Source organism: Kluyvera intermedia (assembly GCF_021440345.1).
Lineage (GTDB): Bacteria > Pseudomonadota > Gammaproteobacteria > Enterobacterales > Enterobacteriaceae > Kluyvera > Kluyvera intermedia_A.
In genome coordinates, this window is sequence record NZ_JAKCNS010000007.1 from 1 (window position 1) to 25,413 (window position 25,413).

General features: G+C 53.5%; 21 protein-coding genes. 12 read left to right on the top strand and 9 right to left on the bottom strand.

From position 1 onward, the window contains the following. The 12 genes from tuf to LZ634_RS01870 form a co-directional block, all read left to right on the top strand. On the top strand, positions 1-1,098 hold a 1,098-nt coding region (gene tuf, locus LZ634_RS01815; protein WP_234502036.1), incomplete at its 5' end, for an elongation factor Tu. A gap of 222 nt (positions 1,099-1,320) precedes the next feature. Then, positions 1,321-1,704 carry a preprotein translocase subunit SecE gene (gene secE / locus LZ634_RS01820; RefSeq protein WP_035895925.1) on the top strand — a complete coding sequence of 128 codons (384 nt, stop codon included), beginning with the start codon at positions 1,321-1,323 and terminating at the stop codon, positions 1,702-1,704. 1 nt (position 1,705) lies between these two features. Beyond that, positions 1,706-2,251, top strand: coding sequence for a transcription termination/antitermination protein NusG (nusG, locus tag LZ634_RS01825; protein ID WP_052285355.1), 546 nt, complete (start codon positions 1,706-1,708; stop codon positions 2,249-2,251). A 157-nt stretch (positions 2,252-2,408) separates the two neighbouring features. After that, positions 2,409-2,837, top strand: coding sequence for a 50S ribosomal protein L11 (gene rplK, locus LZ634_RS01830; protein WP_234502037.1), 429 nt, complete (start codon positions 2,409-2,411; stop codon positions 2,835-2,837). A gap of 3 nt (positions 2,838-2,840) precedes the next feature. Then, positions 2,841-3,545, top strand: a complete 705-nt coding sequence (rplA, locus tag LZ634_RS01835; RefSeq protein ID WP_234502038.1) for a 50S ribosomal protein L1 — start codon at positions 2,841-2,843, stop codon at positions 3,543-3,545. A gap of 294 nt (positions 3,546-3,839) precedes the next feature. After that, entirely contained in the window at positions 3,840-4,337 is a 498-nt protein-coding gene (gene rplJ, locus LZ634_RS01840) for a 50S ribosomal protein L10 (RefSeq protein WP_004097644.1), read from the top strand. Between the two features lie 66 nt (positions 4,338-4,403). Then, a complete protein-coding gene (rplL, locus tag LZ634_RS01845; protein WP_052285352.1) occupies positions 4,404-4,769 on the top strand; it encodes a 50S ribosomal protein L7/L12 in 366 nt (121 codons plus the stop codon). 318 nt (positions 4,770-5,087) lie between these two features. After that, complete coding sequence (gene rpoB, locus LZ634_RS01850) at positions 5,088-9,116, top strand: DNA-directed RNA polymerase subunit beta (RefSeq protein WP_234502039.1); 4,029 nt, start codon at positions 5,088-5,090, stop codon at positions 9,114-9,116. 76 nt (positions 9,117-9,192) lie between these two features. Next, positions 9,193-13,416, top strand: coding sequence for a DNA-directed RNA polymerase subunit beta' (rpoC, locus tag LZ634_RS01855; protein WP_234502040.1), 4,224 nt, complete (start codon positions 9,193-9,195; stop codon positions 13,414-13,416). 203 nt (positions 13,417-13,619) lie between these two features. After that, positions 13,620-14,582 (top strand): sugar ABC transporter substrate-binding protein, encoded by a 963-nt coding sequence (locus tag LZ634_RS01860; protein ID WP_234502041.1) that lies wholly within the window; start codon positions 13,620-13,622, stop codon positions 14,580-14,582. 78 nt (positions 14,583-14,660) lie between these two features. After that, on the top strand, positions 14,661-16,190 hold the full coding sequence (locus LZ634_RS01865) for a sugar ABC transporter ATP-binding protein (RefSeq protein WP_234502042.1): 1,530 nt from the start codon (positions 14,661-14,663) through the stop codon (positions 16,188-16,190). Next, positions 16,183-17,157 (top strand): ABC transporter permease, encoded by a 975-nt coding sequence (locus LZ634_RS01870; protein ID WP_234502043.1) that lies wholly within the window; start codon positions 16,183-16,185, stop codon positions 17,155-17,157. The genes LZ634_RS01865 and LZ634_RS01870 overlap by 8 nt, the downstream gene beginning before the upstream one ends. 73 nt (positions 17,158-17,230) lie before the next feature. On the opposite strand, the gene LZ634_RS01875 is transcribed toward LZ634_RS01870, so the two are convergent. From LZ634_RS01875 to thiC, 9 genes are all read right to left on the bottom strand, one after another. Continuing rightward, positions 17,231-17,548 (bottom strand): PTS lactose/cellobiose transporter subunit IIA, encoded by a 318-nt coding sequence (locus LZ634_RS01875; protein WP_035895909.1) that lies wholly within the window; start codon positions 17,546-17,548, stop codon positions 17,231-17,233. A 7-nt stretch (positions 17,549-17,555) separates the two neighbouring features. Further along, a complete protein-coding gene (locus LZ634_RS01880; protein WP_234502044.1) occupies positions 17,556-17,861 on the bottom strand; it encodes a PTS sugar transporter subunit IIB in 306 nt (101 codons plus the stop codon). A 184-nt stretch (positions 17,862-18,045) separates the two neighbouring features. Continuing rightward, positions 18,046-19,587, bottom strand: coding sequence for a sensor domain-containing diguanylate cyclase (locus LZ634_RS01885; RefSeq protein WP_234502045.1), 1,542 nt, complete (start codon positions 19,585-19,587; stop codon positions 18,046-18,048). 329 nt (positions 19,588-19,916) lie between these two features. Then, positions 19,917-21,047 carry a 2-iminoacetate synthase ThiH gene (thiH, locus tag LZ634_RS01890; RefSeq protein ID WP_234502046.1) on the bottom strand — a complete coding sequence of 377 codons (1,131 nt, stop codon included), beginning with the start codon at positions 21,045-21,047 and terminating at the stop codon, positions 19,917-19,919. Then, the gene (thiG, locus tag LZ634_RS01895) at positions 21,044-21,814 is read right to left on the bottom strand and encodes a thiazole synthase (protein ID WP_234502047.1); all 771 of its coding nucleotides are present in this window, start codon (positions 21,812-21,814) and stop codon (positions 21,044-21,046) included. Before thiG ends, thiH begins: the two co-directional genes overlap by 4 nt. A 1-nt stretch (position 21,815) precedes the next feature. Beyond that, positions 21,816-22,016, bottom strand: coding sequence for a sulfur carrier protein ThiS (gene thiS, locus LZ634_RS01900; RefSeq protein ID WP_234502048.1), 201 nt, complete (start codon positions 22,014-22,016; stop codon positions 21,816-21,818). Beyond that, on the bottom strand, positions 21,997-22,755 hold the full coding sequence (locus tag LZ634_RS01905; protein WP_234502049.1) for a HesA/MoeB/ThiF family protein: 759 nt from the start codon (positions 22,753-22,755) through the stop codon (positions 21,997-21,999). The genes thiS and LZ634_RS01905 overlap by 20 nt, the downstream gene beginning before the upstream one ends. Then, positions 22,748-23,383, bottom strand: coding sequence for a thiamine phosphate synthase (thiE, locus tag LZ634_RS01910; RefSeq protein ID WP_234502050.1), 636 nt, complete (start codon positions 23,381-23,383; stop codon positions 22,748-22,750). The genes LZ634_RS01905 and thiE overlap by 8 nt, the downstream gene beginning before the upstream one ends. Next, positions 23,383-25,281 (bottom strand): phosphomethylpyrimidine synthase ThiC, encoded by a 1,899-nt coding sequence (thiC, locus tag LZ634_RS01915; protein ID WP_234502051.1) that lies wholly within the window; start codon positions 25,279-25,281, stop codon positions 23,383-23,385. The genes thiE and thiC overlap by 1 nt, the downstream gene beginning before the upstream one ends. Positions 25,282-25,413 lie beyond the last annotated feature (132 nt).

Below are 25,413 nucleotides of genomic sequence, written 5' to 3' on the forward strand. Positions count from 1 at the left end.
GCTGCAATCACTACCGTACTGGCTAAAACCTACGGCGGTGCTGCTCGTGCTTTCGACCAGATCGATAACGCACCAGAAGAAAAAGCTCGTGGTATCACCATCAACACTTCCCACGTTGAATATGACACCCCGACTCGCCACTACGCACACGTAGACTGCCCAGGCCACGCCGACTATGTTAAAAACATGATCACCGGTGCTGCGCAGATGGATGGCGCTATCCTGGTTGTTGCTGCGACTGATGGCCCTATGCCACAGACTCGTGAGCACATCCTGCTGGGTCGTCAGGTAGGCGTTCCGTACATCATCGTGTTCCTGAACAAATGCGACATGGTTGATGACGAAGAGCTGCTGGAACTGGTAGAAATGGAAGTTCGTGAACTTCTGTCTCAGTACGATTTCCCAGGCGACGACACTCCTATCGTTCGTGGTTCCGCGCTGAAAGCGCTGGAAGGCGAAGCTGAGTGGGAAGCAAAAATCATCGAACTGGCTGGCTTCCTGGATTCTTACATCCCAGAACCAGAGCGTGCGATTGACAAGCCATTCCTGCTGCCTATCGAAGACGTATTCTCCATCTCCGGCCGTGGTACTGTAGTTACCGGTCGTGTAGAGCGCGGTATCGTTAAAGTTGGCGAAGAAGTTGAAATCGTTGGTATCAAAGAGACTGCTAAGTCTACCTGTACTGGCGTTGAAATGTTCCGCAAACTGCTGGACGAAGGCCGTGCTGGTGAGAACGTTGGTGTTCTGCTGCGTGGTATCAAACGTGAAGAAATCGAACGTGGTCAGGTACTGGCTAAGCCAGGCTCTATCAAGCCGCACACCAAGTTCGAATCTGAAGTTTACATCCTGTCCAAAGATGAAGGCGGCCGTCATACTCCGTTCTTCAAAGGCTACCGTCCACAGTTCTACTTCCGTACAACTGACGTGACTGGTACCATCGAACTGCCAGAAGGCGTAGAGATGGTAATGCCGGGCGACAACATCAAAATGGTTGTTACCCTGATCCACCCAATCGCGATGGATGACGGTCTGCGTTTCGCAATCCGTGAAGGCGGCCGTACCGTTGGCGCGGGCGTTGTTGCTAAAGTAATGAGCTAATTGCTGATATTATTTGACGCAATGCGCAATAAAAGGGCATCATTTGATGCCCTTTTTATACGCTGTCGAACCAGAACCTGGCTCATCAGTGATTATTTTTGCCATAATCATTGCTGAGACAGGCTCTGTAGAGGGCGTTTAGTCCGAAACTCAATTTCGGTTTGGATCGCCTCGCACTCGCGGGGTGGAAATGTTTGTAGAATACTTCTGACAGGTTGGTTTATGAGTGCGAATACCGAAGCTCAAGGGAGCGGGCGCGGCCTGGAAGCGATGAAGTGGGTAGCCGTTGCCGTCTTGCTGATCGTAGCAATCGTAGGTAACTACCTTTATCGTGACATGATGCTGCCGCTGCGTGCGCTGGCCGTAGTAATTATTATTGCTGCAGCGGGTGGTGTCGCGCTGTTGACGACGAAAGGCAAAGCGACCGTTGCGTTTGCTCGTGAAGCGAGAACTGAAGTTCGTAAGGTGATTTGGCCGACTCGCCAGGAAACGCTGCACACTACGCTGATCGTTGCTGCGGTCACTGCGGTAATGTCACTGATCCTGTGGGGGCTGGATGGTATTCTGGTTCGCCTGGTATCCTTTATCACTGGCCTGAGGTTCTAAGATGTCTGAAGCACCTAAAAAGCGTTGGTACGTCGTTCAGGCGTTTTCCGGTTTTGAAGGCCGTGTAGCCACGTCGCTGCGCGAGCATATCAAATTACAAAACATGGAAGAGCTGTTCGGCGAAGTTATGGTTCCGACCGAAGAAGTGGTCGAAATCCGTGGCGGCCAGCGTCGCAAAAGCGAACGTAAATTCTTCCCGGGCTATGTACTCGTTCAGATGGTGATGAACGATGCAAGCTGGCACCTGGTGCGCAGCGTTCCGCGCGTGATGGGCTTTATCGGTGGTACCTCTGACCGCCCAGCGCCTATCAGCGACAAAGAAGTTGATGCGATCATGAACCGCCTGCAGCAGGTTGGTGATAAGCCGCGTCCTAAAACAATGTTTGAACCTGGTGAAATGGTTCGCGTCAGCGACGGTCCATTCGCAGACTTTAACGGCGTTGTTGAAGAAGTTGATTACGAAAAATCCCGCCTGAAAGTTTCTGTTTCTATCTTCGGTCGTGCGACCCCGGTAGAACTCGACTTTGCTCAGGTTGAGAAAGCGTAAGACGGCGATCAAAAAAGCATCGATTTAATCGTTGCACGAGGCGCGAAATTGGCATACAATTTCGCGCCTTTTGTTTTTATGGGCATCTGCCTGTAAAGCGAATTTTTATCACGGGGAGCCTCCTTGAGGCGCTATCACCCAATTAGAGGATTTTAGAATGGCTAAGAAAGTCCAAGCCTACGTTAAGCTGCAGGTTGCAGCTGGTATGGCGAACCCAAGTCCACCGGTTGGTCCAGCACTGGGTCAGCAGGGCGTGAACATCATGGAATTCTGCAAAGCGTTCAACGCAAAAACTGATTCCATCGAAAAAGGTCTGCCAATTCCGGTTGTTATCACCGTTTACGCTGACCGTTCTTTCACCTTCATTACCAAAACGCCTCCAGCAGCAGTTCTGCTGAAAAAAGCCGCTGGTATTAAGTCTGGTTCCGGCAAGCCGAACAAAGACAAAGTAGGTAAAGTTTCCCGTGCTCAGGTACAGGAAATCGCGCAGACCAAAGCTGCCGACATGACTGGCGCCGACATTGAAGCGATGACTCGCTCAATCGAAGGTACTGCACGTTCCATGGGCCTGGTAGTGGAGGATTAAGAAATGGCTAAACTGACCAAGCGTATGCGCGTGATCCGTGAAAAAGTTGATGCTACTAAACAGTACGACATCAACGAAGCCATTGCTCTGCTGAAAGAGCTGGCCACTGCTAAATTCAACGAAAGCGTTGACGTTGCTGTTAACCTCGGCATCGATGCTCGTAAATCTGACCAGAACGTACGTGGTGCAACTGTACTGCCGCACGGTACTGGCCGTTCAGTTCGCGTTGCCGTATTTACCCAGGGCCCTAACGCTGAAGCAGCTAAAGCTGCTGGCGCAGAGCTGGTAGGTATGGAAGATCTGGCTGACCTGATCAAAAAAGGCGAAATGAACTTTGACGTTGTTATCGCATCTCCTGATGCAATGCGCGTTGTTGGCCAGCTGGGCCAGGTTCTGGGCCCACGTGGTCTGATGCCAAACCCGAAAGTTGGTACTGTAACTCCTAACGTTGCTGAAGCGGTTAAGAACGCTAAAGCAGGTCAGGTTCGTTATCGTAACGACAAAAACGGCATCATCCACACCACCATCGGTAAAGTGGACTTTGACGCTGACAAACTGAAAGAAAACCTGGAATCTCTGCTGGTTGCGCTGAAAAAAGCTAAACCAACTCAGGCTAAAGGCGTGTACATCAAGAAAGTTAGCATCTCCACCACCATGGGTGCGGGTGTTTCCGTTGATCAGGCTGGCCTGAGCGCGGTAGCGAACTAAGATTCGCCTTTACGTGGGCGGTGGATTTGTCTACAATTCTACCCCCACGTTTGTTAACGAAAGTTAGCAAATAAAAAGATTTGTTCGTTGGAGCCTGGCCTATCCAGGCCTCCGTCGAAGACCGCAGGTGTTTCGAAAGAAGCTTAATGCCCTGCGTAGACGGTGACAGAACGCTAAGATTATTTTTAATACTCTGGCTTGTTTCTGCTCACCGTATTTAGACGCTCTTTCCGTTGGGGAGAGTGAAGTGAGTTCCGGAACATGAGTTCCGGCAAACATCCAGGAGCAAAGCTAATGGCTTTAAATCTTCAAGACAAACAAGCGATTGTTGCTGAAGTCAGCGAAGTAGCCAAAGGCGCGCTGTCTGCAGTAGTTGCGGATTCCCGTGGCGTAACTGTAGACAAAATGACTGAACTGCGTAAAGCAGGTCGTGAAGCTGGCGTATACATGCGTGTTGTTCGTAACACCCTGCTGCGCCGCGTCGTTGAAGGTACTCCTTTCGAGTGCCTGAAAGACACGTTTGTTGGTCCGACCCTGATTGCATACTCTATGGAACACCCGGGCGCAGCTGCTCGTCTGTTCAAAGAGTTCGCGAAAGCGAATGCAAAATTTGAGGTCAAAGCCGCAGCCTTTGAAGGTGAGTTGATCCCGGCATCGCAAATCGATCGCCTGGCTACACTGCCAACCTACGAAGAAGCAATTGCACGCCTGATGGCAACCATGAAAGAAGCTTCGGCTGGCAAACTGGTTCGCACTCTGGCTGCTGTACGCGATGCGAAAGAAGCTGCTTAATAGCGGTTGTCTTTGTAAAGTATTTGCTTACGTATAAACTTATTCTGATTTTCAGGAACAATTTAAATGTCTATCACTAAAGATCAAATCATTGAAGCAGTTGCAGCTATGTCCGTAATGGACGTTGTAGAACTGATTTCTGCAATGGAAGAAAAATTCGGTGTTTCTGCTGCTGCCGCTGTAGCTGTTGCTGCAGGCCCAGCTGAAGCTGCTGAAGAAAAAACTGAATTCGACGTCGTTCTGAAAGCAGTTGGCGCTAACAAAGTTGCTGTTATCAAAGCAGTACGTGGCGCAACTGGCCTGGGTCTGAAAGAAGCTAAAGACCTGGTAGAATCTGCTCCAGCCGCTCTGAAAGAAGGCGTGAGCAAAGATGACGCTGAAGCACTGAAAAAATCTCTGGAAGAAGCTGGCGCTGAAGTTGAAGTTAAATAAGCCAACTTTTCTAGTTGAAGCCTGAGAAATCAGGCCGATGGCTGGTGACTTTTTAGTCACCAGCCATTTTGCGCTGTAAGGCGCCAGTAGCGTTTCACACTGTTTGACTGCTGGCTGTCCTAACAATGCCTGTTTCTATCGACGACTTAATATATTGCGACAGGGTGCTCGCTCTGTGTAAATCGCAATGAAATGGTTTAAGCGTGATAGCAACAGGTATTGCGGAAAGTGTTCCATTTTCCGGTCAACAAAATAGTGTTGCACAAACTGTCTGCCAATGGACAGATGCGTCGACTTGTCAGCGAGCTGAGGAACCCTATGGTTTACTCCTATACCGAGAAAAAACGTATTCGTAAGGATTTTGGTAAACGTCCGCAGGTTCTGGACATACCTTATCTCCTTTCTATCCAGCTTGACTCGTTCCAGAAGTTTATCGAGCAAGATCCCGAAGGTCAGTATGGTCTGGAAGCAGCTTTCCGTTCCGTATTCCCGATTAAAAGCTACAGCGGTTATTCGGAGCTGCAATACGTCAGCTACCGCCTGGGCGAACCGGTGTTTGACGTTCAGGAATGTCAGATTCGTGGCGTGACTTACTCCGCACCGCTGCGCGTAAAACTGCGTCTGGTGATCTACGAGCGCGAAGCGCCGGAAGGCACCGTTAAAGACATCAAAGAACAAGAAGTGTACATGGGCGAAATTCCGCTCATGACCGACAACGGTACCTTTGTTATCAACGGTACTGAGCGTGTTATCGTTTCTCAGCTGCACCGTAGCCCAGGCGTCTTCTTTGACTCCGATAAAGGTAAAACCCACTCTTCGGGTAAAGTGCTGTATAACGCGCGTATCATCCCTTACCGTGGTTCCTGGCTGGACTTCGAGTTCGATCCGAAAGACAACCTGTTTGTCCGTATCGACCGTCGTCGTAAACTGCCTGCGACCATCATTCTGCGTGCCCTGCAGTACACCACTGAGCAGATCCTTGACCTGTTCTTTGACAAAGTTGTCTTCGAAATTCGCGACAACAAACTGCAGATGGAACTGGTGCCAGAGCGCCTGCGTGGTGAAACTGCCTCCTTCGATATCGAAGCGAATGGCAAGATCTACGTAGAAAAAGCGCGTCGTATTACTGCGCGTCATATTCGCCAGCTGGAAAAAGACGATATCAAGCATATCGAAGTTCCGGTTGAGTACATCGCGGGTAAAGTTGCAGCTAAAGACTACGTTGACGAATCTACCGGTGAGCTGATCTGTGCAGCGAACATGGAGCTGAGCCTGGATCTGCTGGCTAAGCTGAGCCAGTCTGGTCACAAGCGTATCGAAACGCTGTTCACCAACGATCTGGACCATGGCGCATACATTTCTGAAACTATCCGTGTCGACCCAACCAACGACCGCCTGAGCGCGCTGGTAGAAATCTACCGCATGATGCGCCCTGGTGAGCCGCCGACTCGTGAAGCTGCAGAAAGCCTGTTCGAGAACCTGTTCTTCTCTGAAGACCGTTATGACCTCTCTGCGGTCGGTCGTATGAAGTTCAACCGTTCTCTGCTGCGCGACGAAATCGAAGGTTCCGGTATCCTGAGCAAAGAAGACATCATCGAAGTGATGAAAAAGCTCATCGATATCCGTAACGGTAAAGGCGAAGTCGATGATATCGACCACCTCGGCAACCGTCGTATCCGTTCCGTAGGCGAAATGGCGGAAAACCAATTCCGCGTTGGCCTGGTACGTGTAGAGCGTGCGGTGAAAGAGCGTCTGTCTCTGGGCGATCTGGATACCCTGATGCCTCAGGATATGATCAACGCCAAGCCGATTTCTGCAGCAGTGAAAGAGTTCTTCGGTTCCAGCCAGCTGTCTCAGTTTATGGACCAGAACAACCCGCTGTCTGAGATTACGCACAAACGTCGTATCTCTGCCCTCGGCCCAGGCGGTCTGACCCGTGAACGTGCAGGCTTTGAAGTTCGAGACGTACACCCGACTCACTACGGTCGCGTATGTCCAATCGAAACGCCTGAAGGTCCAAACATCGGTCTGATCAACTCCCTGTCCGTGTACGCACAGACTAACGAATACGGCTTCCTCGAGACTCCGTATCGTAAAGTGACCGACGGTGTTGTAACCGACGAAATTCATTACCTGTCTGCTATCGAAGAAGGTAACTACGTCATCGCTCAGGCGAACTCCAACCTGGATGACGAAGGCCACTTTGTAGAAGACCTGGTAACTTGCCGTAGCAAAGGCGAATCGAGCCTCTTCAGCCGCGACCAGGTTGACTACATGGACGTATCCACCCAGCAGGTGGTATCCGTCGGTGCGTCCCTGATCCCGTTCCTGGAACACGATGACGCCAACCGTGCATTGATGGGTGCGAACATGCAACGTCAGGCCGTTCCAACTCTGCGTGCTGATAAGCCGCTGGTTGGTACCGGTATGGAACGTGCTGTTGCCGTTGACTCCGGTGTTACTGCAGTTGCTAAGCGTGGCGGTACCGTTCAGTACGTCGACGCATCCCGTATCGTTATCAAAGTTAACGAAGACGAGATGTATCCGGGCGAAGCGGGTATCGACATCTATAACCTGACCAAATACACCCGTTCTAACCAGAACACCTGTATTAACCAGATGCCGTGTGTGTCTCTGGGTGAGCCAATCGAGCGCGGTGACGTGCTGGCAGATGGTCCATCTACCGACCTCGGTGAGCTGGCGCTCGGTCAGAACATGCGCGTGGCGTTCATGCCATGGAACGGTTACAACTTCGAAGACTCCATCCTCGTATCCGAGCGTGTTGTTCAGGAAGACCGTTTCACCACCATCCACATTCAGGAACTGGCATGTGTGTCCCGTGACACCAAGCTGGGGCCTGAAGAGATCACCGCTGACATCCCTAACGTGGGTGAAGCTGCGCTCTCCAAACTGGATGAATCCGGTATCGTTTACATCGGCGCTGAAGTGACCGGTGGTGACATTCTGGTTGGTAAGGTAACGCCGAAAGGTGAAACCCAGCTGACGCCAGAAGAGAAACTGCTGCGTGCGATCTTCGGTGAGAAAGCGTCTGACGTTAAAGACTCTTCTCTGCGCGTACCAAACAGCGTTTCCGGTACCGTTATCGACGTTCAGGTCTTTACTCGCGATGGCGTAGAAAAAGACAAACGTGCGCTGGAAATCGAAGAGATGCAGCTGAAGCAGGCCAAAAAAGACCTGTCTGAAGAACTGCAGATCCTCGAAGCTGGCCTGTTTAGCCGTATCTACGCGGTGCTGGTTGCCGGCGGTGTTGAAGCTGAGAAGCTCGACAAACTGCCTCGCGATCGCTGGCTGGAACTCGGCCTGACCGACGAAGAGAAACAAAATCAGCTGGAACAGCTGGCTGAGCAGTACGACGAACTGAAACACGAGTTCGAGAAAAAACTCGAAGCGAAACGCCGCAAAATCACCCAAGGCGACGATCTGGCACCGGGCGTGCTGAAGATTGTTAAGGTATACCTGGCCGTTAAACGCCGTATCCAGCCTGGTGATAAAATGGCAGGTCGTCACGGTAACAAGGGTGTTATCTCCAAGATCAACCCGATCGAAGATATGCCACACGATGCTAACGGTACGCCGGTAGATATCGTACTGAACCCGCTGGGCGTACCATCGCGTATGAACATCGGTCAGATCCTTGAAACCCACCTGGGTATGGCTGCGAAAGGTATCGGCGATAAGATCAACGCCATGCTGAAACAGCAGCAAGAAGTCGCGAAACTGCGCGAGTTCATCCAGCGTGCTTACGATCTGGGTACCGACGTTCGTCAGAAAGTCGACCTGAGCACCTTCACCGATGACGAAGTGCTGCGTCTGGCAGAGAACCTGAAGAAAGGTATGCCAATCGCAACGCCAGTATTCGATGGTGCTAAAGAGTCAGAAATCAAAGAGTTGCTGCAACTCGGCGGTCTGCCTTCTTCTGGTCAGATTACCCTGTTCGACGGTCGTACCGGTGAGCAGTTTGAGCGTCAGGTAACCGTAGGTTACATGTACATGCTGAAACTGAACCACCTGGTTGATGACAAGATGCATGCGCGTTCTACCGGTTCTTACAGCCTGGTTACTCAGCAGCCGCTGGGTGGTAAGGCGCAGTTCGGTGGTCAGCGCTTCGGGGAGATGGAAGTGTGGGCGCTGGAAGCATATGGCGCAGCATACACCCTGCAGGAAATGCTCACCGTTAAGTCTGATGACGTGAATGGCCGTACTAAGATGTATAAAAACATCGTAGACGGTAACCATCAGATGGAACCGGGCATGCCGGAATCCTTCAACGTACTGTTGAAAGAAATCCGTTCCCTGGGTATCAACATCGAGCTGGAAGACGAGTAACTCTCGCTCAAACAGGTCACTGGTGCCGGGGTAAGACCCGGCGCCAGATTGTGCTAACTCCGACGGGAGCAAATCCGTGAAAGATTTATTAAAGTTTCTGAAAGCGCAGACTAAAACCGAAGAGTTTGATGCGATCAAAATTGCTCTGGCCTCGCCAGACATGATCCGTTCATGGTCTTTCGGTGAAGTTAAAAAGCCGGAAACCATCAACTACCGTACGTTCAAACCTGAGCGTGACGGCCTTTTCTGCGCCCGTATCTTTGGGCCAGTAAAAGATTACGAGTGCCTGTGCGGTAAGTACAAGCGCCTGAAACACCGTGGTGTGATCTGTGAGAAGTGCGGCGTTGAAGTGACCCAGACCAAAGTGCGTCGTGAGCGCATGGGCCACATCGAGCTGGCATGTCCAACTGCGCACATCTGGTTCCTGAAATCGCTGCCGTCCCGTATCGGTCTGCTGCTCGATATGCCACTGCGTGATATCGAACGCGTACTGTACTTCGAATCCTATGTGGTTATCGAAGGCGGTATGACCAACCTGGAACGTCAACAGATCCTGACTGAAGAGCAGTATCTGGACGCGCTGGAAGAGTTCGGTGACGAATTCGACGCGAAGATGGGTGCGGAAGCAATCCAGGCCCTGCTGAAGAGCATGGATCTGGAGCAAGAGTGTGAAACTCTGCGCGAAGAGCTGAACGAAACCAACTCCGAAACCAAGCGTAAAAAGCTGACCAAGCGTATCAAACTGCTGGAAGCTTTCGTTCAGTCTGGTAACAAACCAGAGTGGATGATCCTGACCGTTCTGCCGGTTCTGCCGCCAGATCTGCGTCCGCTGGTTCCACTGGATGGTGGCCGTTTCGCGACTTCTGACCTGAACGATCTGTATCGTCGCGTCATTAACCGTAACAACCGTCTGAAACGCCTGCTGGATCTGGCTGCACCTGACATCATCGTACGTAACGAAAAACGTATGCTGCAGGAAGCGGTCGATGCCCTGCTGGATAACGGTCGTCGCGGTCGTGCAATCACCGGTTCTAACAAACGTCCTCTGAAATCTTTGGCCGATATGATCAAAGGTAAACAGGGTCGTTTCCGTCAGAACCTGCTCGGTAAGCGTGTTGACTACTCCGGTCGTTCTGTAATCACCGTAGGTCCATACCTGCGTCTGCATCAGTGCGGTCTGCCGAAGAAAATGGCACTGGAGCTGTTCAAACCGTTCATCTACGGCAAGCTGGAACTGCGTGGCCTGGCCACCACCATCAAAGCCGCGAAGAAAATGGTTGAGCGTGAAGAAGCTGTCGTTTGGGATATCCTGGACGAAGTGATCCGCGAACACCCGGTCATGCTGAACCGTGCACCAACACTGCACCGTCTGGGCATCCAGGCGTTTGAGCCAGTACTGATCGAAGGTAAAGCTATTCAGCTGCACCCGCTGGTCTGTGCGGCATATAACGCCGACTTCGATGGTGACCAGATGGCTGTACACGTACCGCTGACGCTGGAAGCCCAGCTGGAAGCGCGTGCGCTGATGATGTCTACCAACAACATCCTGTCACCTGCGAACGGCGAGCCAATCATCGTTCCGTCTCAGGACGTTGTATTGGGTCTGTACTACATGACCCGTGACTGTGTTAACGCCAAAGGCGAAGGCATGGTGCTGACTGGCCCTAAAGAAGCTGAGCGTATCTATCGCGCAGGTCTGGCCTCTCTGCATGCGCGCGTTAAAGTGCGTATCACCGAATATGAAAAAGATGAAAACGGCGAATTCGTTGCGACTACCAGCCTGAAAGACACGACCGTTGGCCGTGCGATTCTATGGATGATCGTGCCGAAAGGTCTGCCTTTCTCCATCGTCAACCAGGCGCTGGGCAAGAAAGCTATCTCCAAAATGCTGAACACCTGTTACCGCATTCTGGGCCTGAAGCCGACCGTTATCTTCGCTGACCAGACCATGTACACCGGCTTTGCTTACGCAGCGCGCTCTGGCGCATCTGTCGGCATCGACGACATGGTTATCCCAGAGAAGAAATACGAAATCATCAGCGAAGCGGAAGCTGAAGTTGCTGAGATTCAGGAGCAGTTCCAGTCTGGTCTGGTAACCGCTGGCGAACGCTATAACAAAGTTATCGATATCTGGGCTGCGGCGAACGATCGTGTATCCAAAGCGATGATGGATAACCTGCAAACTGAAACCGTTATTAACCGTGACGGCGTCGAAGAGCAGCAGGTTTCCTTCAACAGCATCTACATGATGGCCGACTCCGGTGCGCGTGGTTCTGCAGCACAGATTCGTCAGCTGGCAGGTATGCGTGGTCTGATGGCTAAGCCAGATGGCTCCATCATCGAAACGCCAATCACCGCGAACTTCCGTGAAGGTCTGAACGTACTCCAGTACTTCATCTCCACTCACGGTGCTCGTAAAGGTCTGGCGGATACCGCACTGAAAACAGCTAACTCCGGTTATCTGACGCGTCGTCTGGTTGACGTTGCACAGGATCTGGTTGTTACTGAAGACGACTGTGGCACGCTGGAAGGCATCACCATGACCCCGGTTATCGAGGGTGGTGACGTTAAAGAGCCACTGCGCGATCGCGTACTGGGTCGTGTGACTGCTGAAGACGTTCTGAAGCCGGGCACCGCGGACATTCTGGTTCCACGCAACACGCTGCTGCACGAACAGTGGTGTGACCTGCTGGAAGAGAACTCCGTTGACTCCGTCAAAGTGCGTTCCGTTGTATCCTGTGACACCGACTTTGGTGTATGTGCGCACTGCTACGGTCGTGACCTGGCGCGTGGCCACATCATCAACAAAGGTGAGGCTATCGGCGTTATCGCGGCACAGTCCATCGGTGAGCCGGGTACACAGCTGACGATGCGTACGTTCCACATCGGTGGTGCGGCATCTCGTGCGGCTGCTGAATCCAGCATCCAGGTGAAAAACAAAGGTAGCATCAAGCTCAGCAACGCGAAGTCGGTTGTGAACTCCAGCGGTAAACTGGTTATCACTTCTCGTAACACCGAGCTGAAACTGATCGACGAATTCGGTCGTACCAAAGAAAGCTATAAAGTGCCTTACGGCTCTGTTATGGGCAAAGGTGATGGCGAACAGGTTACTGGCGGTGAAACCGTAGCAAACTGGGATCCACATACCATGCCGGTTATCACCGAAGTGAGCGGTTTCCTCCGCTTCACCGACATGATTGACGGCCAGACCATTACTCGTCAGACCGACGAGCTGACCGGTCTGTCTTCTCTGGTTGTTCTGGATTCTGCTGAGCGTACTGCTGGTGGTAAAGACCTGCGTCCAGCGCTGAAAATCGTTGATGCGAACGGTAACGACGTTCTGATCCCAGGTACCGATATGCCTGCTCAGTACTTCCTGCCGGGTAAAGCGATTGTTCAGCTGGAAGATGGTGCTCAGATTCACTCTGGTGACGCCCTGGCGCGTATTCCTCAGGAATCCAGCGGTACCAAGGATATTACCGGTGGTCTGCCACGCGTTGCGGATCTGTTCGAAGCACGTCGTCCGAAAGAGCCAGCTATCCTTGCGGAAATCACAGGTATCATTTCCTTCGGTAAAGAAACCAAAGGTAAACGTCGCCTGGTGATCACGCCGTTAGACGGTAGCGATCCATACGAAGAGATGATTCCAAAATGGCGTCAGCTCAACGTGTTCGAAGGCGAACGTGTAGAACGTGGTGACGTGGTTTCCGATGGTCCAGAAGCACCGCACGACATCCTGCGTCTTCGTGGCGTACACGCGGTAACGCGTTACATCACCAACGAAGTACAGGACGTTTACCGTCTGCAAGGCGTTAAGATTAACGATAAACACATTGAAGTTATCGTTCGTCAGATGCTGCGTAAAGCGACCATCGAGAATGCCGGTAGCTCCGACTTCCTGGAAGGCGAGCAGGTTGAATACTCCCGCGTCAAGATTGCAAACCGCGATCTGGAAGCGAACGGCAAAGTGGCGGCAACCTATGCTCGCGACCTGCTGGGTATCACCAAAGCGTCTCTGGCAACCGAATCGTTCATCTCTGCCGCATCGTTCCAGGAGACTACACGTGTCCTGACCGAAGCAGCCGTTGCGGGTAAACGCGACGAACTGCGTGGCCTGAAAGAGAACGTTATCGTAGGTCGTCTGATCCCAGCGGGTACCGGTTATGCGTACCACCAGGATCGTATGCGCCGTCGCGCAGCGGGCGAACAGCCTGCAGCACCACAGGTAAGTGCAGAAGAAGCATCTGCAAACCTGGCAGAACTGCTGAACGCAGGTCTGGGCGGTTCCGATAACGACTAATCGTTCACGTTAGTGCGATAAGTTGAAAAGGCCAGTCATCATGACTGGCCTTTTTTATTGTTCTTTTTTTGTATCCCCCCATATTTAGCACTGCCAGGCTCCAGCCTGGAATATTGTGCAGTGCCTCACTCTGACCTTCTTTTGGCTTGGCTATACTGCATCGGGTATTGCGTCTAACTCTACCTCAGAAAATGGATAACCTCATGAATAAAAAAATATTTTCTTATTTCATTGGCTCTGCAACTGCAATGGCGCTTTCTGCAGTTATCGCCAATCCTGTTTTTGCCGCAGACACCCAACCGCATAAACCTAAAATAGCGTTAGTTATGAAATCGCTGGCGAATGAGTTTTTCCTGACGATGGAAAATGGCGCAAAAGACTATCAAAAGAAAAATGCGGATAAATTCGATTTGGTTTCTAACGGGATTAAAAATGAAACCGACACCTCAAGTCAGATCCAAATCGTTGAGCAGATGATTGTGTCAAAAGCGGACGCCATTATTATCGCGCCGTCCGATTCGAAAGCGCTGGTTCCGGTAGTGAAAAAGGCGGTTGATGCCGGTATCCTGGTGATTAATATCGACAACCAATTCGATGCTGCGGTGCTGAAAGACAAAGGCTTGAACGTGCCATTCGTTGGGCCAAATAACCGCAAAGGGGCGAAAGATATTGGCGACTATCTGGCGAAACATCTCAAGGCGGGCGACGAGGTCGGCATTATCGAAGGTATTCCAACCTCCACTAACTCACAGCAGCGTACGCTTGGTTTCCAGGATGCAATGTCTGCTGGTGGCATGAAAGTGGTTTCCGTACAGTCCGGTCAGTGGGAGATGAATAATGCCAACGCCATTGCGGCGGCTATGCTGAGCGAATACCCGAATATCAAAGCGCTGCTGGCGGACAACGATAATATGGCTCTGGGTGCGGTTTCGGCGATTCGTGCAGCCGGGAAACGTGGCCAGGTACAGGTTGTCGGCTATGACAATATCGAAGCGATTAAGCCGATGCTGCAGGACGGTCGCGTGCTGGCGACGGCGGATCAGTTCGCATCCCAGCAGGCAGTCTTCGGGATTGATACTGCGCTGGATGCGTTAAAAGCCGGGAAGAAACAGAGTGAACTCTCTGGTAGCGTTGAAACGCCGGTTAAACTGATTGTGAAGCAGTAACCCGCATCTGACTCTCCGGGGTCATGTTGATGGCCCCGGATTTTTATAGGGATTCGACAGAGCAGGTGCGTGCGTAAAATGGCTGATTATCAAGAAATCTTGTCAATGTCCGGCATCGGTAAAACCTACAATGAACCGGTGTTGACCCATATCGATCTCACGTTGTATGCCGGAAAGGTGTTGGCATTAACGGGGGAGAATGGTGCCGGAAAAAGCACGCTGTCTAAAATCATTGGCGGCCTGATTACGCCAACTACCGGCACCATGACCTACCTCGGGCAGCCTTATGCCCCAACCAGCCGTAAAGAGGCAGAAAAGCTCGGCATCCGTATGGTGATGCAGGAGTTGAATCTGCTACCTACCTTAACCATCGCCGAAAACCTGTTTCTCGATCAGTTGCCAAACTGGGGGGGATGGATACACCGTAAGCGCCTGCGCGAGATGGCGTACCCGGTGATGGAGATGGTCGGCCTACAGGCACTCGACCCGGATATGCTGGTGGGAGAGCTCGGTATCGGTCACCAGCAGATGATTGAAATCGCCCGCAACCTGATCGGTGACAGCCGTATTCTTATTCTCGATGAACCGACCGCGATGCTCACCAGTCGTGAAGTTGAGCTGTTGTTCGAGCAAATTAAGCTCTTTAAACAACGCGGCGTTTCGCTGATTTATATTTCTCATCGCCTCGATGAGCTGGCGCAAATCGCGGACGATATTACGGTGCTGCGTGACGGAAACGTCGTCTGTACCGATGATATTAAACGCTATAGCAGCGACCAGTTGGTTTCACTGATGGTAGGGCGCGACCTGGAAAGTAGCTTTGATATTAGTGCCCGCCGTCGGGGTAATCCGATACTGCAAGTGGAGCATTTTACCCGTGGCAAAGCGCTGCAGGATATCTCCCTGACGCTACATCGGGGCGAGGTTCTGGGGATCAGCGGGCTGGTGGGGGCCGGGCGTACGGAACTGATGCGTGCGATTTTTGGTGCGGACCGTATCGACAGCGGACAGTTGCTGGTGGGCGACCCGCTTAAACCCGTCACCATTCGCACACCGGCGGAGGCGATTGCCCACCGCATCGCGCTAGTAACGGAAGATCGTAAAGGAGAGGGATTGTTGCTGCCACAGTCGGTTGCTGCGAACACCTCGCTCGGCAATGGCGAAAAAGTCAGCCGTCTGTCATGGCTGAATGCCGATGAAGAGCGGCAGCTGGCGCAGAAATATATCACCCGGCTAGGCATTCGCACGTCGGGGTCTGAATTTGCCGTCGATAGCCTGTCCGGTGGCAATCAGCAAAAAGTGTTGATTAGCCGTTGGCTGGAGCGAAACTGCGACGTCATCCTTTTTGATGAACCGACGCGCGGCATTGACGTTGGTGCCAAGCGGGACATTTACCTGCTGCTTAATGAACTGACGCAGAGCGGTAAGGGGTTGATCGTTGTCTCCAGCGATCTAAGAGAGTTAATGCTGATTTGCGATCGTATTGCGGTTCTTTCGGCCGGTAAGCTGGTGGAGACCTTTACTCGCGATAGCTGGACACAAGACGCTATTCTCGCCGCCGCATTTTCGGGCTATCAACATGCCACTGGGAATTTACACGATGAGTAACACTTCACTGTCCGCCAAGGGCCGGGCCGTTTCATGGCGTGGGCTGAGCAGCTATCTAGGGTTGATTGGCGCGCTGCTGGCGATGATCGTTCTGTTCTCGTTTTTGAGCGATCACTTCTTAAGCCTGAACACCTTCAGCACCATCGCCAACCAAATTCCCGATCTGATGGTGATGTCGGTCGGTATGACCTTCGTTTTAATTATTGCCGGTATCGACCTGTCGGTGGGCTCGGTGTTGGCGCTTTCGGCGGCCGTCGTCAGCGTGACTTACCTTAACCTGCATTGGTCTCCGTGGCTGGCTGCGCTATCCGGTATCATCGCGGCGACGCTGGTCGGCTCGTTGACTGGGCTGATTTCAGTTATCTGGCGTATTCCGACCTTTATTGTCTCGTTGGGAATGCTGGAAATGGCGCGCGGCAGCGCGTATCAACTGACTGATTCCCGCACCGCCTATATCGGCTCAAGCTTTGATTTTCTTGCCGACCCAATTATTTTCGGCATCTCGCCGTCATTTGTTATCGCTGTGCTGGTCATTATTGTTGGACATCTGGTACTGACCCGCACCATTTTTGGCCGCCACTTAATTGGCATTGGTACTAACGAAGAAGCGGTGCGGCTGTCGGGCATTAATCCTGCGCCGTATAAAGTGATTGTCTTTGCGTTGATGGGCGCGCTCGCCGGGCTGGCTTCGCTGTTTCAGGTGGCTCGACTGGAAGCGGCTGACCCGAACGGTGGTGTCGGTATGGAACTGCAGGTGATTGCCGCGGTGGTGATTGGCGGAACCAGCCTGATGGGCGGGCGAGGTTCAGTTATTTGTACGTTCCTCGGGGCGCTGATTATTTCCGTGCTGGCGGCAGGGCTGGCGCAAATTGGCGCGAGTGAGCCAACAAAACGGGTGATTACCGGCGCTGTTATCGTGGTGGCCGTGGTGCTCGATACTTACCGCAGTCATCGGCAGAAAAAGTAGCGAGGAAGGTCGTCGGAAGTGCAAAAGAAAAGGCACCCTTCAGGGTGCCTTCTGCATTCTTGCGGTAGCGTGATTAGCTCACCAGTGGAATACGACGATACAGCTCAATCATGTCGGTCGCCAGATCCTGGATAACCATTGCGTTCATCAGGTGATCCTGGGAATGAACGGTGATCAGGTTAACCGGCAGTTTGCCCGTGCCTTCGTCAATGCCGATAAGCTGGGTCTGGATACCGTGGGCCAGTTTGACAAACTCGCGGGACTCTTCCATCGCCTTTTCCGCGCCTTCGAAGTCACCTTTGCGTGCAAGCTGTAATGCAGTTAATGCTGAACTACGTGCGGCACCAGCATTCACCAGCAGTTCCATGATGATTGATTCTAAATCTTCCACGTCTTTCTCACTCCATTAACTTAAGGGCTTTATCAAGCACTACATCGCCTTTCATCATGCCGTAGTCCATCATATCGATGACGGCGACTTTTTTGCCTAAAGGATCGGCCAGAGCCTGCAGTTTAGCCTGCTCATACTTAACCTGTGGACCGAGCAGGACGATATCCGCATCGTTGATATTTGCTTTAAATTCGGCCACCGGTACGGCTTTAATTGAGACCTCAATTCCTTTTTTCTGAGCTGCATCCTTCATCCGTTGAACCAGCATACTGGTGGACATTCCTGCAGCGCAGCATAAAACGATATTCTTCATAATGCTCCCTCATGACCCGTGATGAACCATGTTTATCGCGAGCTGAAACGATCAACAACTGCTTTGCGACGATTGTGTGTAAGGCATCACAAAGATCGCTTCAAAAAACTGAAACCGGTTACATTTCTGTATGCGGAAGACAAAAAAACCCGCAATGCGGGTTTTGTGTGAACTGCGCTGTTCGTCAGGAAGTAGATGTCTGCAAGATGCGGTTTTTTCCCTGATGTTTGGCTTTATAGAGCGCTTCATCGACGCTGGAGACCAGATGTTCCAGCGTCTCCATATGCCATTCACCCAGTCCGGCGCAGAAAGTGACCCTGAGACCTTCTTCACGCCAGGTCCGGTTAGCCACGCTAATCCGCCACAGCTCAAGCAGCGCGCTGGCTTGGGCAACGTGTTCCGCTGTAAAGATAATGGCGAACTCCTCGCCGCCGTAGCGATAGAGTGAAAGCCCATGCGCTTGCAGGATAGTGATGCCTTCACGGGCGACGTTACGCAGCACAATATCGCCGCTGAGGTGGCCCCAGGTATCATTGATCGATTTAAAGTTATCGATATCGACCAGCGCGAGGGCAAAGGGCTGATGGTCGTTTATCAGCGCGGAGATATCCGTATCGAACGCCCAACGATTTTTACACCCGGTGAGCGAGTCTACCGTGGCCTGCCTGACATAGGCTCGCTCGCGCTCTTTATTGACCTCAATCGCTTTGTGCAGCATCACCTCAAGTCCGGGAGCATGTTTGGTGTCGCCGGTTTTTATGGCATTGATGATATTCATCAGGATGCCGCGAGACGCCTGACGCAGGTACAAACCAAAGGTGATAATGATGATCCCTGCCAATGCGAAACCCCAGCAGACGATAATGCTCTCGTGCTGTGCGAGTTGATTTAGCGTTTGGTCAGACACTTTATAAATGACGAACCAGTCAGGATTGGTAAACGAATAATAGTAGTACCAGGTGCGGGTGGCTTTATCGAAGATCTCTCCATCGCCAGCGGTCATGTTGTCGACGAGCGAATCCGGCACGACGGGTTTAAACAGCTTACCGCTATCCGGATGTAGCAATGCCAGCCCATCACGGTTCACAACGAAAAACTCACCCTGCACCGGAGGCTTCATCTGTCGCAACGTGTGGCTCATTGCCGTTAAGTCAAAATGAAACGCCAGCGTACCTTTTAACTTACCGTCGGGGGAGATCACCGGTTTTGCCAGGGTAATGGTCTGTTGTTGGGTAAAGAAATCGATATAAGGTTGGGTATAACGGCTGAAGATCCCAACATCGCCTTGATGAATAAACCATGGGCGGGTGGTGGCATTGAACACAGGTGAATCGCTTCGCTCGACCACCTGCGGAGCACGCAGGTAATGGCCAGCCGTATCAGCGATGGACAATGAGGATACGGTCGGCATCATCGACAGCAGCTGCATCATCGATTGCAGCCCTTGTTGCGGATTGAGGTTAACCACTTTATTCAGCTCGTCGTTACGCGACAAATAGGTCGCTGCCCGGCCCAGGATATAGTCATTTTCGCGCAGGATGGATTCGGTGTAGTTAACGGCGAGATTGTGGGTGAAATTGCGGTTAATGCTATGATAATCGCGAATAATGTCGTTTCGCTGGATAAGCGTGACCAGTGCGGCGATGAGGATAAAAGTAAGAAGGATCCCCGCAAAGCTAATAAAAATAGGGGTCGTAAACGACAGTCTTCTGCTGTGATGATTCATAACGGTCTTGATTCCTGGGGTGAATTGCAGAAGAGCGGCGGATTTTGAAACTGCAATCTCATATATCTTTTTAACCGAGGAATTATAGTTCACCACAGATAATATAAGTATTTAATCTACACCTTTAGATTAAATCGCTAGTACCAGCCTGTTTTTATGAAATATTCGTTTTTATAAATTGGGCAGGGCAGCAGAGGAAGAAACGCCGCCCTGGTCGGCTCAGATTGCCGACCAAAGCAGCGTAAAACGTCAAACCCAGCCGGACAACGCCCGTTTCATGTCTTTGCGAGGCGCTATCCAGACTGTTTATTTCTGTTACCGTGTTTGCGTTAGCGCTGCGAGGCGCGCCCCAGCCAGCTATCCCAGTCTTTCCACACCGGTTGCAGTCCACGCGCCGTTAACGCGCTGGCCACCTCAACTGGCGTGCGTGCATCGTGCGGTGAGAACTGCTCGAGCTCGGGTTTCTCGTCCGCATAGCCACCGGGCTGCGTTTTCGAGAAGGCGCTAACGTTGTTGATGGCTAGCGGAATCACGTGATCGCGGAACCACGGAGACTCACGGGTTGAGAGCGACAGCTCGGTGTCCGGAGAGAATAGCCGGAAGGCGCAAATCACCTGTACCAGTTGACGCTCATCCATCAGTGAAGCGGGCTCAATACCCCCTGCACACGGGCGCAGACGCGGGAACGAGATTGAGTAGCGGCTTTGCCAGTAGCGCTGTTGCAGCCACAGCAGATGCTCGGCAACCATAAAGCAGTCCACCCGCCAGCTATCCGAAAGCCCAATCAGTGCGCCGAGCCCGATCTTGTCGATACCGGCTTGACCCAGCCTGTCCGGGGTATCCAGACGCCAGAAGAAGTCCTGTTTTTTCCCTTTCAGGTGATGCTGAGCGTACATGCCTTCGTGGTAGGTCTCCTGATAGACCATCACTCCGTCAAGACCCAGCGTTTTCAGCTCGGCGTACTCCGCGGTGTCCAGCGGCTGGACTTCCATATGCAGTGAAGCGAACTGGCGGCGAATATTGGGCAGATGGCGGCGGAAATAGTCCATGCCGACTTTCCCCTGATGCTCGCCGGTGACCAGCAGCAGGTGCTCAAACCCCAGCGCCCGAATGGCCTCGCACTCGCGGGCAATGTCATCTTCGTCCAGCGTCTTGCGCTTGATGTGGTTACTCATCGAGAAGCCGCAGTAGGTGCAGTCATTGGCGCACAGGTTGGAGAGATATAGCGGTACGTAAAAACTGACGGTATTACCAAAACGCTGGCGAGTCAGCTTCTGGGCCCGCTGTGCCAGCGGCTCAAGATAGTCGGCAGCAGCGGGGGAGAGCAGCGCCATCAGGTCATCGCGATTAAGCGAAGAGGCGTTAAGCGCCCGTTCGACATCGGCGGCGGTTTTGCTGTTGATGCGTAGACGAATATCATCCCACTCCAGCTCCCGCCAGCGGTCGGTGAAGGTTTTCATGCCAGCGCCTCCAGGAAACCCGTCAGCGGGCTGGTGGCATTTGCCTGCGCGCTGCGGTTGCCCGGCACCGCCTGGCGCGCCAGGAGCCCCGCCTCAACCGCCAGACGGAAGGCCGTAGCCATCATGACCGGGTCGTCGGCCACGGCAATCGCCGTGTTGACCAGTACCGCCTCGGCCCCCATCTCCAGCGCCTGCGTTGCATGGCTCGGTACGCCGATCCCGGCATCCACCACCACCGGCACCGTAGCCTGCTGAATAATAATTTCCAGCATCGCGCGCGTTTCCAGCCCCTGATTAGAGCCGATGGGCGCACCCAGCGGCATCACCGCCGCGCAGCCAACTTCCTCCAGCCGCTTGCACAGCACCGGGTCGGCGCCGCAGTAGGGCAGTACCACAAATCCTTGTTTGACCAATGCTTCTGCGGCTTTCAGCGTTTCGATAGGATCCGGCAGCAGCCAGCGGGCATCGGGGTGAATTTCCAGTTTCAGCCAGTGGGTTCCCAGCGCTTCGCGCGCTAGCTGGGCGGCAAAAATGGCCTCCTCCGCGGTTTTTGCACCAGAGGTGTTGGGCAGCAGCGTAACACCCGCCTCAACTAATGGCGCCAGAATGGCATCGTTGTGCTGACGTAAATCCACCCGTTTCATCGCCAGCGTCACCAGTTGGCTACCGGAGGCGCGAATGGCATCCACCATCAACTGCGATGAGGCAAATTTTCCCGTGCCGGTGAACAGATGTGAATCAAACGTCTTATCGGCAATACGTAACATCTCAACCCCCTGCAATAACCTGAAAAAGCAGGATCTGGTCGCCTTCCTGCACGATGTGCTGTTCCCACTGCTCGCGCGGCAGGATCCGTTGATTCAGTGCCAGCGCGGCACCCGGTTTAAGCTGATTAAGCTGGGCCAGTAGCGCGTTGACGGTTTGCCCTTCGGCGCACTGTAAAGGCTCGTCATTGAACTGAATCTGCATGTTGCCCTCCGCATACCGGGCAGCCGATGGCACGACGCAGCGCGAGGCTGCGCCACTGGCTGGTTTTGCCATCAAACAGACGCAACTCTCCGTTAGGCGATTCAATACCGCTGAGGAGTTTTAGGGCTTCCAGCGCCTGTAATGTCCCCATAATGCCGACGACCGGGCCAATAATACCGGCGGTGCGGCAGTTGCGTTCTGGCTCGATATCGTCCGGCCACAGGCAGCGGTAGCAGCCCTGCTCCCACGGCGGCGTGAGTACCATCAGCTGGCCGCCAAAACCGACGGCGCTGGCGGTGACCAGCGGTGTGCTCAGCGCCACGCAGGCGGCGTTAATTTCCTGGCGGGTGGCCATGTTGTCAGTGCAATCCAGAACGACATCCGCCTTTGCCACCGCGTGGCGCAGCGCGTCGCCGGTTAAACGCTGCTGTAGCACCACCAGTTCGATGTCCGGGTTGAACCGTGACAGCCTTTGCTGGGCGACCTGCGCCTTCGAACGCGCGACGTCGTCGTTGGTGAACAGAATTTGCCGCTGGAGGTTGCTCAGATGCACATCGTCATCGCCGGCGAGCACCAGCGTGCCCACTCCCGCCCCGGCGAGATACAGCGCGGCCGGGGAGCCTAAACCCCCTAAGCCGACGATAAGCACGTGGCTGCCGAGCAGCTTTTGCTGGCCTTCTATCGCAATATCACCGAGCAATATCTGGCGGCTGTAGCGCATAAAATCGCGGTCATTCATCGCCGACTCCTGCTAATTCAAGCAGCTGCGCGGTGGCGCTGCGCCAGTCTGCCGCCTGGGTTATCGCACTGACGACGGCAATGCTGCCGACGCCGGTTGCCAGTACGGCGGGCGCGCGCTCAAGGCTGATACCGCCAATGGCGACGGTCGGGTAATCTGCCAGTCGCTCGATGTGGCTCGCTAGCTGCGTCAAACCCTGTGGGGCGGAGGGCATCTCTTTAGTTTGCGTCGGGAAGACGTGGCCCAATGCGATGTAGGACGGGCGGGCGGCCAGCGCCACGTCAATTTCCATATCATCGTGGGTTGATACTCCAAGGCGCAGCCCTGCCGACTGAATCGCTTTCAGGTCAGTCGTTTCGAGGTCTTCCTGGCCCAAATGAACGCCGTAAGCATTGTGCTTTATCGCCAGCCGCCAGTAGTCGTTGATGAACAGGCGAGCGTCGTAACGGCGCCCCAGTTCAATGGCGGCCACAACGTCGGCTTCTACCTCTGCATCGCGCTTATCTTTGATGCGTAGCTGAATGGTGCGCACTCCGGCTGCTAACAGGCGTTCAATCCACTCCACGCTATCGACGACCGGATAAAGCCCGAGGCGAAACGGCACGGTTGGGAAATCAGGCTGGTACATTACGCCTCCTCTTTTTTGAGGTAGATTTCGCCGCCTTTGGCGCGGAAGTTCTCCGACATGTCCGCCATTCCGACTTCAATGGTTTGCGCGGCGGCGTAGTCGCGCACTTCCTGGCTGATTTTCATCGAGCAGAATTTCGGCCCGCACATCGAGCAGAAGTGGGCAACTTTACCGGATTCCTGCGGCAGCGTTTCGTCGTGATAAGCGCGGGCGGTGAACGGGTCGAGCGCCAGGTTGAACTGATCTTCCCAGCGGAATTCGAAGCGCGCTTTCGACATGGCGTTATCGCGGATCTGCGCGCCCGGATGGCCTTTGGCTAAATCGGCGGCGTGGGCGGCGATCTTGTAGGTAATCAGCCCTTGCTTCACATCTTCTTTGTTCGGCAGTCCGAGGTGCTCTTTTGGCGTGACGTAGCACAGCATCGCGCAGCCGAACCAGCCAATCATCGCTGCGCCAATTCCGGAGGTGAAGTGGTCGTAGCCCGGTGCGATATCGGTGGTCAACGGCCCGAGGGTGTAGAACGGCGCTTCGTGGCAGTGTTCCAGCTCTTCGGTCATGTTGCGCTGGATCATCTGCATCGGTACGTGCCCTGGGCCTTCAATCATCACCTGCACGTCATATTCCCAGGCGATTTTGGTCAGCTCGCCCAGCGTATGCAGCTCGGAGAATTGCGCTTCGTCGTTGGCATCCTGAATGGAGCCCGGACGCAGGCCATCGCCCAGCGACAGGGAGACGTCGTAGGCGGCGCAGATTTCGCAGATTTCACGGAAATGTTCAAACAGGAAGTTCTCTTTGTGGTGGGAGAGGCACCACTTCGCCATGATGGAGCCGCCGCGCGAGACAATGCCGGTCAGACGTTTAGCGGTCATCGGCACGTAGCGCAGCAGCACGCCCGCGTGGATGGTGAAGTAGTCCACGCCCTGTTCGGCCTGCTCCAGCAGGGTATCGCGGAAGGCTTCCCAGGTGAGATCTTCGGCGATCCCGTTCACCTTCTCCAGCGCCTGATAGATCGGAACCGTACCGATTGGGACCGGGCTGTTACGCAGGATCCATTCGCGGGTTTCGTGAATATAGCGCCCGGTGGACAGATCCATCACCGTATCGGCACCCCAACGGGTAGACCACACCAGCTTTTCAACTTCTTCCTCGATGGAAGAGGTCACGGCGGAGTTGCCAATGTTGGCATTCACTTTCACCAGGAAGTTACGGCCGATGATCATCGGTTCCGATTCCGGGTGGTTAATGTTGGCAGGAATGATCGCGCGCCCAGCGGCGACTTCATCGCGGACAAATTCTGCGGTGATGTTTTCCGGCAGGCGTGCGCCAAAGCTCATCCCCGGATGCTGGTGGCGTAGCACTTCGCTGCGGATGCGCTCGCGGCCCATGTTTTCACGCACGGCGATAAATTCCATCTCCGGCGTGACGATCCCCTGGCGGGCGTAGTGCAGCTGAGTGACGCGGCGACCTGCTTTGGCGCGTTTTGGCGTCAGCAAACCGGTGAAGCGCAATTCATCCAGGCCGTCGTCGGCCAGGCGCTCTTTGGTGTAGGCCGAGCTGCGGTCGTTTAACTCTTCGCTGTCGTTACGTGCGGAAATCCACGGCTGGCGCAGTTTGGCCAGACCTTTTTGAACATTAATCGCCACGTCCGGATCGCCATAGGGGCCGGAGGTGTCGTAGACCGGAACGGCTTCATTTTCTTCAAACTGCGGCGTGTCTTTTGAGCCGCCAATCAGCGTCGGGCTGAGCTGGATTTCGCGCATGGGAATACGGATATCCGGCTGCGAGCCGGTAATGTAAATGCGTTTGGAGTTCGGGAAAGCGGTGCCTTCCAGAGTGTCGATAAAGTGTTGGGCCTGGGCGCGCTGTTCGCGGCGGGATGGTTTAGTTGTGGCAGACATAGCTCATTCCAAAAAAGTAAGGAGTGGCTTGTCAGACGACGGATGAAGCAAGAGATGATTACACTTCATCATTCAGGCTGCCTCTGCGTTGGCTGCCTTCGTTCACCCAGTCACTTACTCTGGTAAGCTTCT

What these genes read in the sequence shown, in the direction of transcription:
- LZ634_RS01860 (WP_234502041.1), top strand. Translation starts at nt 13,620, where the DNA reads ATGAATAAAAAAATATTTTCTTATTTCATTGGCTCTGCAACTGCAATG.
- thiC (WP_234502051.1), bottom strand. Translation starts at nt 25,281, where the DNA reads ATGTCTGCCACAACTAAACCATCCCGCCGCGAACAGCGCGCCCAGGCC.
- thiS (WP_234502048.1), bottom strand. Translation starts at nt 22,016, where the DNA reads ATGCAGATTCAGTTCAATGACGAGCCTTTACAGTGCGCCGAAGGGCAA.
- secE (WP_035895925.1), top strand. Translation starts at nt 1,321, where the DNA reads ATGAGTGCGAATACCGAAGCTCAAGGGAGCGGGCGCGGCCTGGAAGCG.
- nusG (WP_052285355.1), top strand. Translation starts at nt 1,706, where the DNA reads ATGTCTGAAGCACCTAAAAAGCGTTGGTACGTCGTTCAGGCGTTTTCC.
- LZ634_RS01880 (WP_234502044.1), bottom strand. Translation starts at nt 17,861, where the DNA reads ATGAAGAATATCGTTTTATGCTGCGCTGCAGGAATGTCCACCAGTATG.
- thiG (WP_234502047.1), bottom strand. Translation starts at nt 21,814, where the DNA reads ATGTTACGTATTGCCGATAAGACGTTTGATTCACATCTGTTCACCGGC.
- rplL (WP_052285352.1), top strand. Translation starts at nt 4,404, where the DNA reads ATGTCTATCACTAAAGATCAAATCATTGAAGCAGTTGCAGCTATGTCC.
- rpoB (WP_234502039.1), top strand. Translation starts at nt 5,088, where the DNA reads ATGGTTTACTCCTATACCGAGAAAAAACGTATTCGTAAGGATTTTGGT.
- LZ634_RS01905 (WP_234502049.1), bottom strand. Translation starts at nt 22,755, where the DNA reads ATGAATGACCGCGATTTTATGCGCTACAGCCGCCAGATATTGCTCGGT.
- LZ634_RS01865 (WP_234502042.1), top strand. Translation starts at nt 14,661, where the DNA reads ATGGCTGATTATCAAGAAATCTTGTCAATGTCCGGCATCGGTAAAACC.
- LZ634_RS01885 (WP_234502045.1), bottom strand. Translation starts at nt 19,587, where the DNA reads ATGAATCATCACAGCAGAAGACTGTCGTTTACGACCCCTATTTTTATT.
- thiH (WP_234502046.1), bottom strand. Translation starts at nt 21,047, where the DNA reads ATGAAAACCTTCACCGACCGCTGGCGGGAGCTGGAGTGGGATGATATT.
- rplK (WP_234502037.1), top strand. Translation starts at nt 2,409, where the DNA reads ATGGCTAAGAAAGTCCAAGCCTACGTTAAGCTGCAGGTTGCAGCTGGT.
- LZ634_RS01870 (WP_234502043.1), top strand. Translation starts at nt 16,183, where the DNA reads ATGAGTAACACTTCACTGTCCGCCAAGGGCCGGGCCGTTTCATGGCGT.
- rplJ (WP_004097644.1), top strand. Translation starts at nt 3,840, where the DNA reads ATGGCTTTAAATCTTCAAGACAAACAAGCGATTGTTGCTGAAGTCAGC.
- thiE (WP_234502050.1), bottom strand. Translation starts at nt 23,383, where the DNA reads ATGTACCAGCCTGATTTCCCAACCGTGCCGTTTCGCCTCGGGCTTTAT.
- rplA (WP_234502038.1), top strand. Translation starts at nt 2,841, where the DNA reads ATGGCTAAACTGACCAAGCGTATGCGCGTGATCCGTGAAAAAGTTGAT.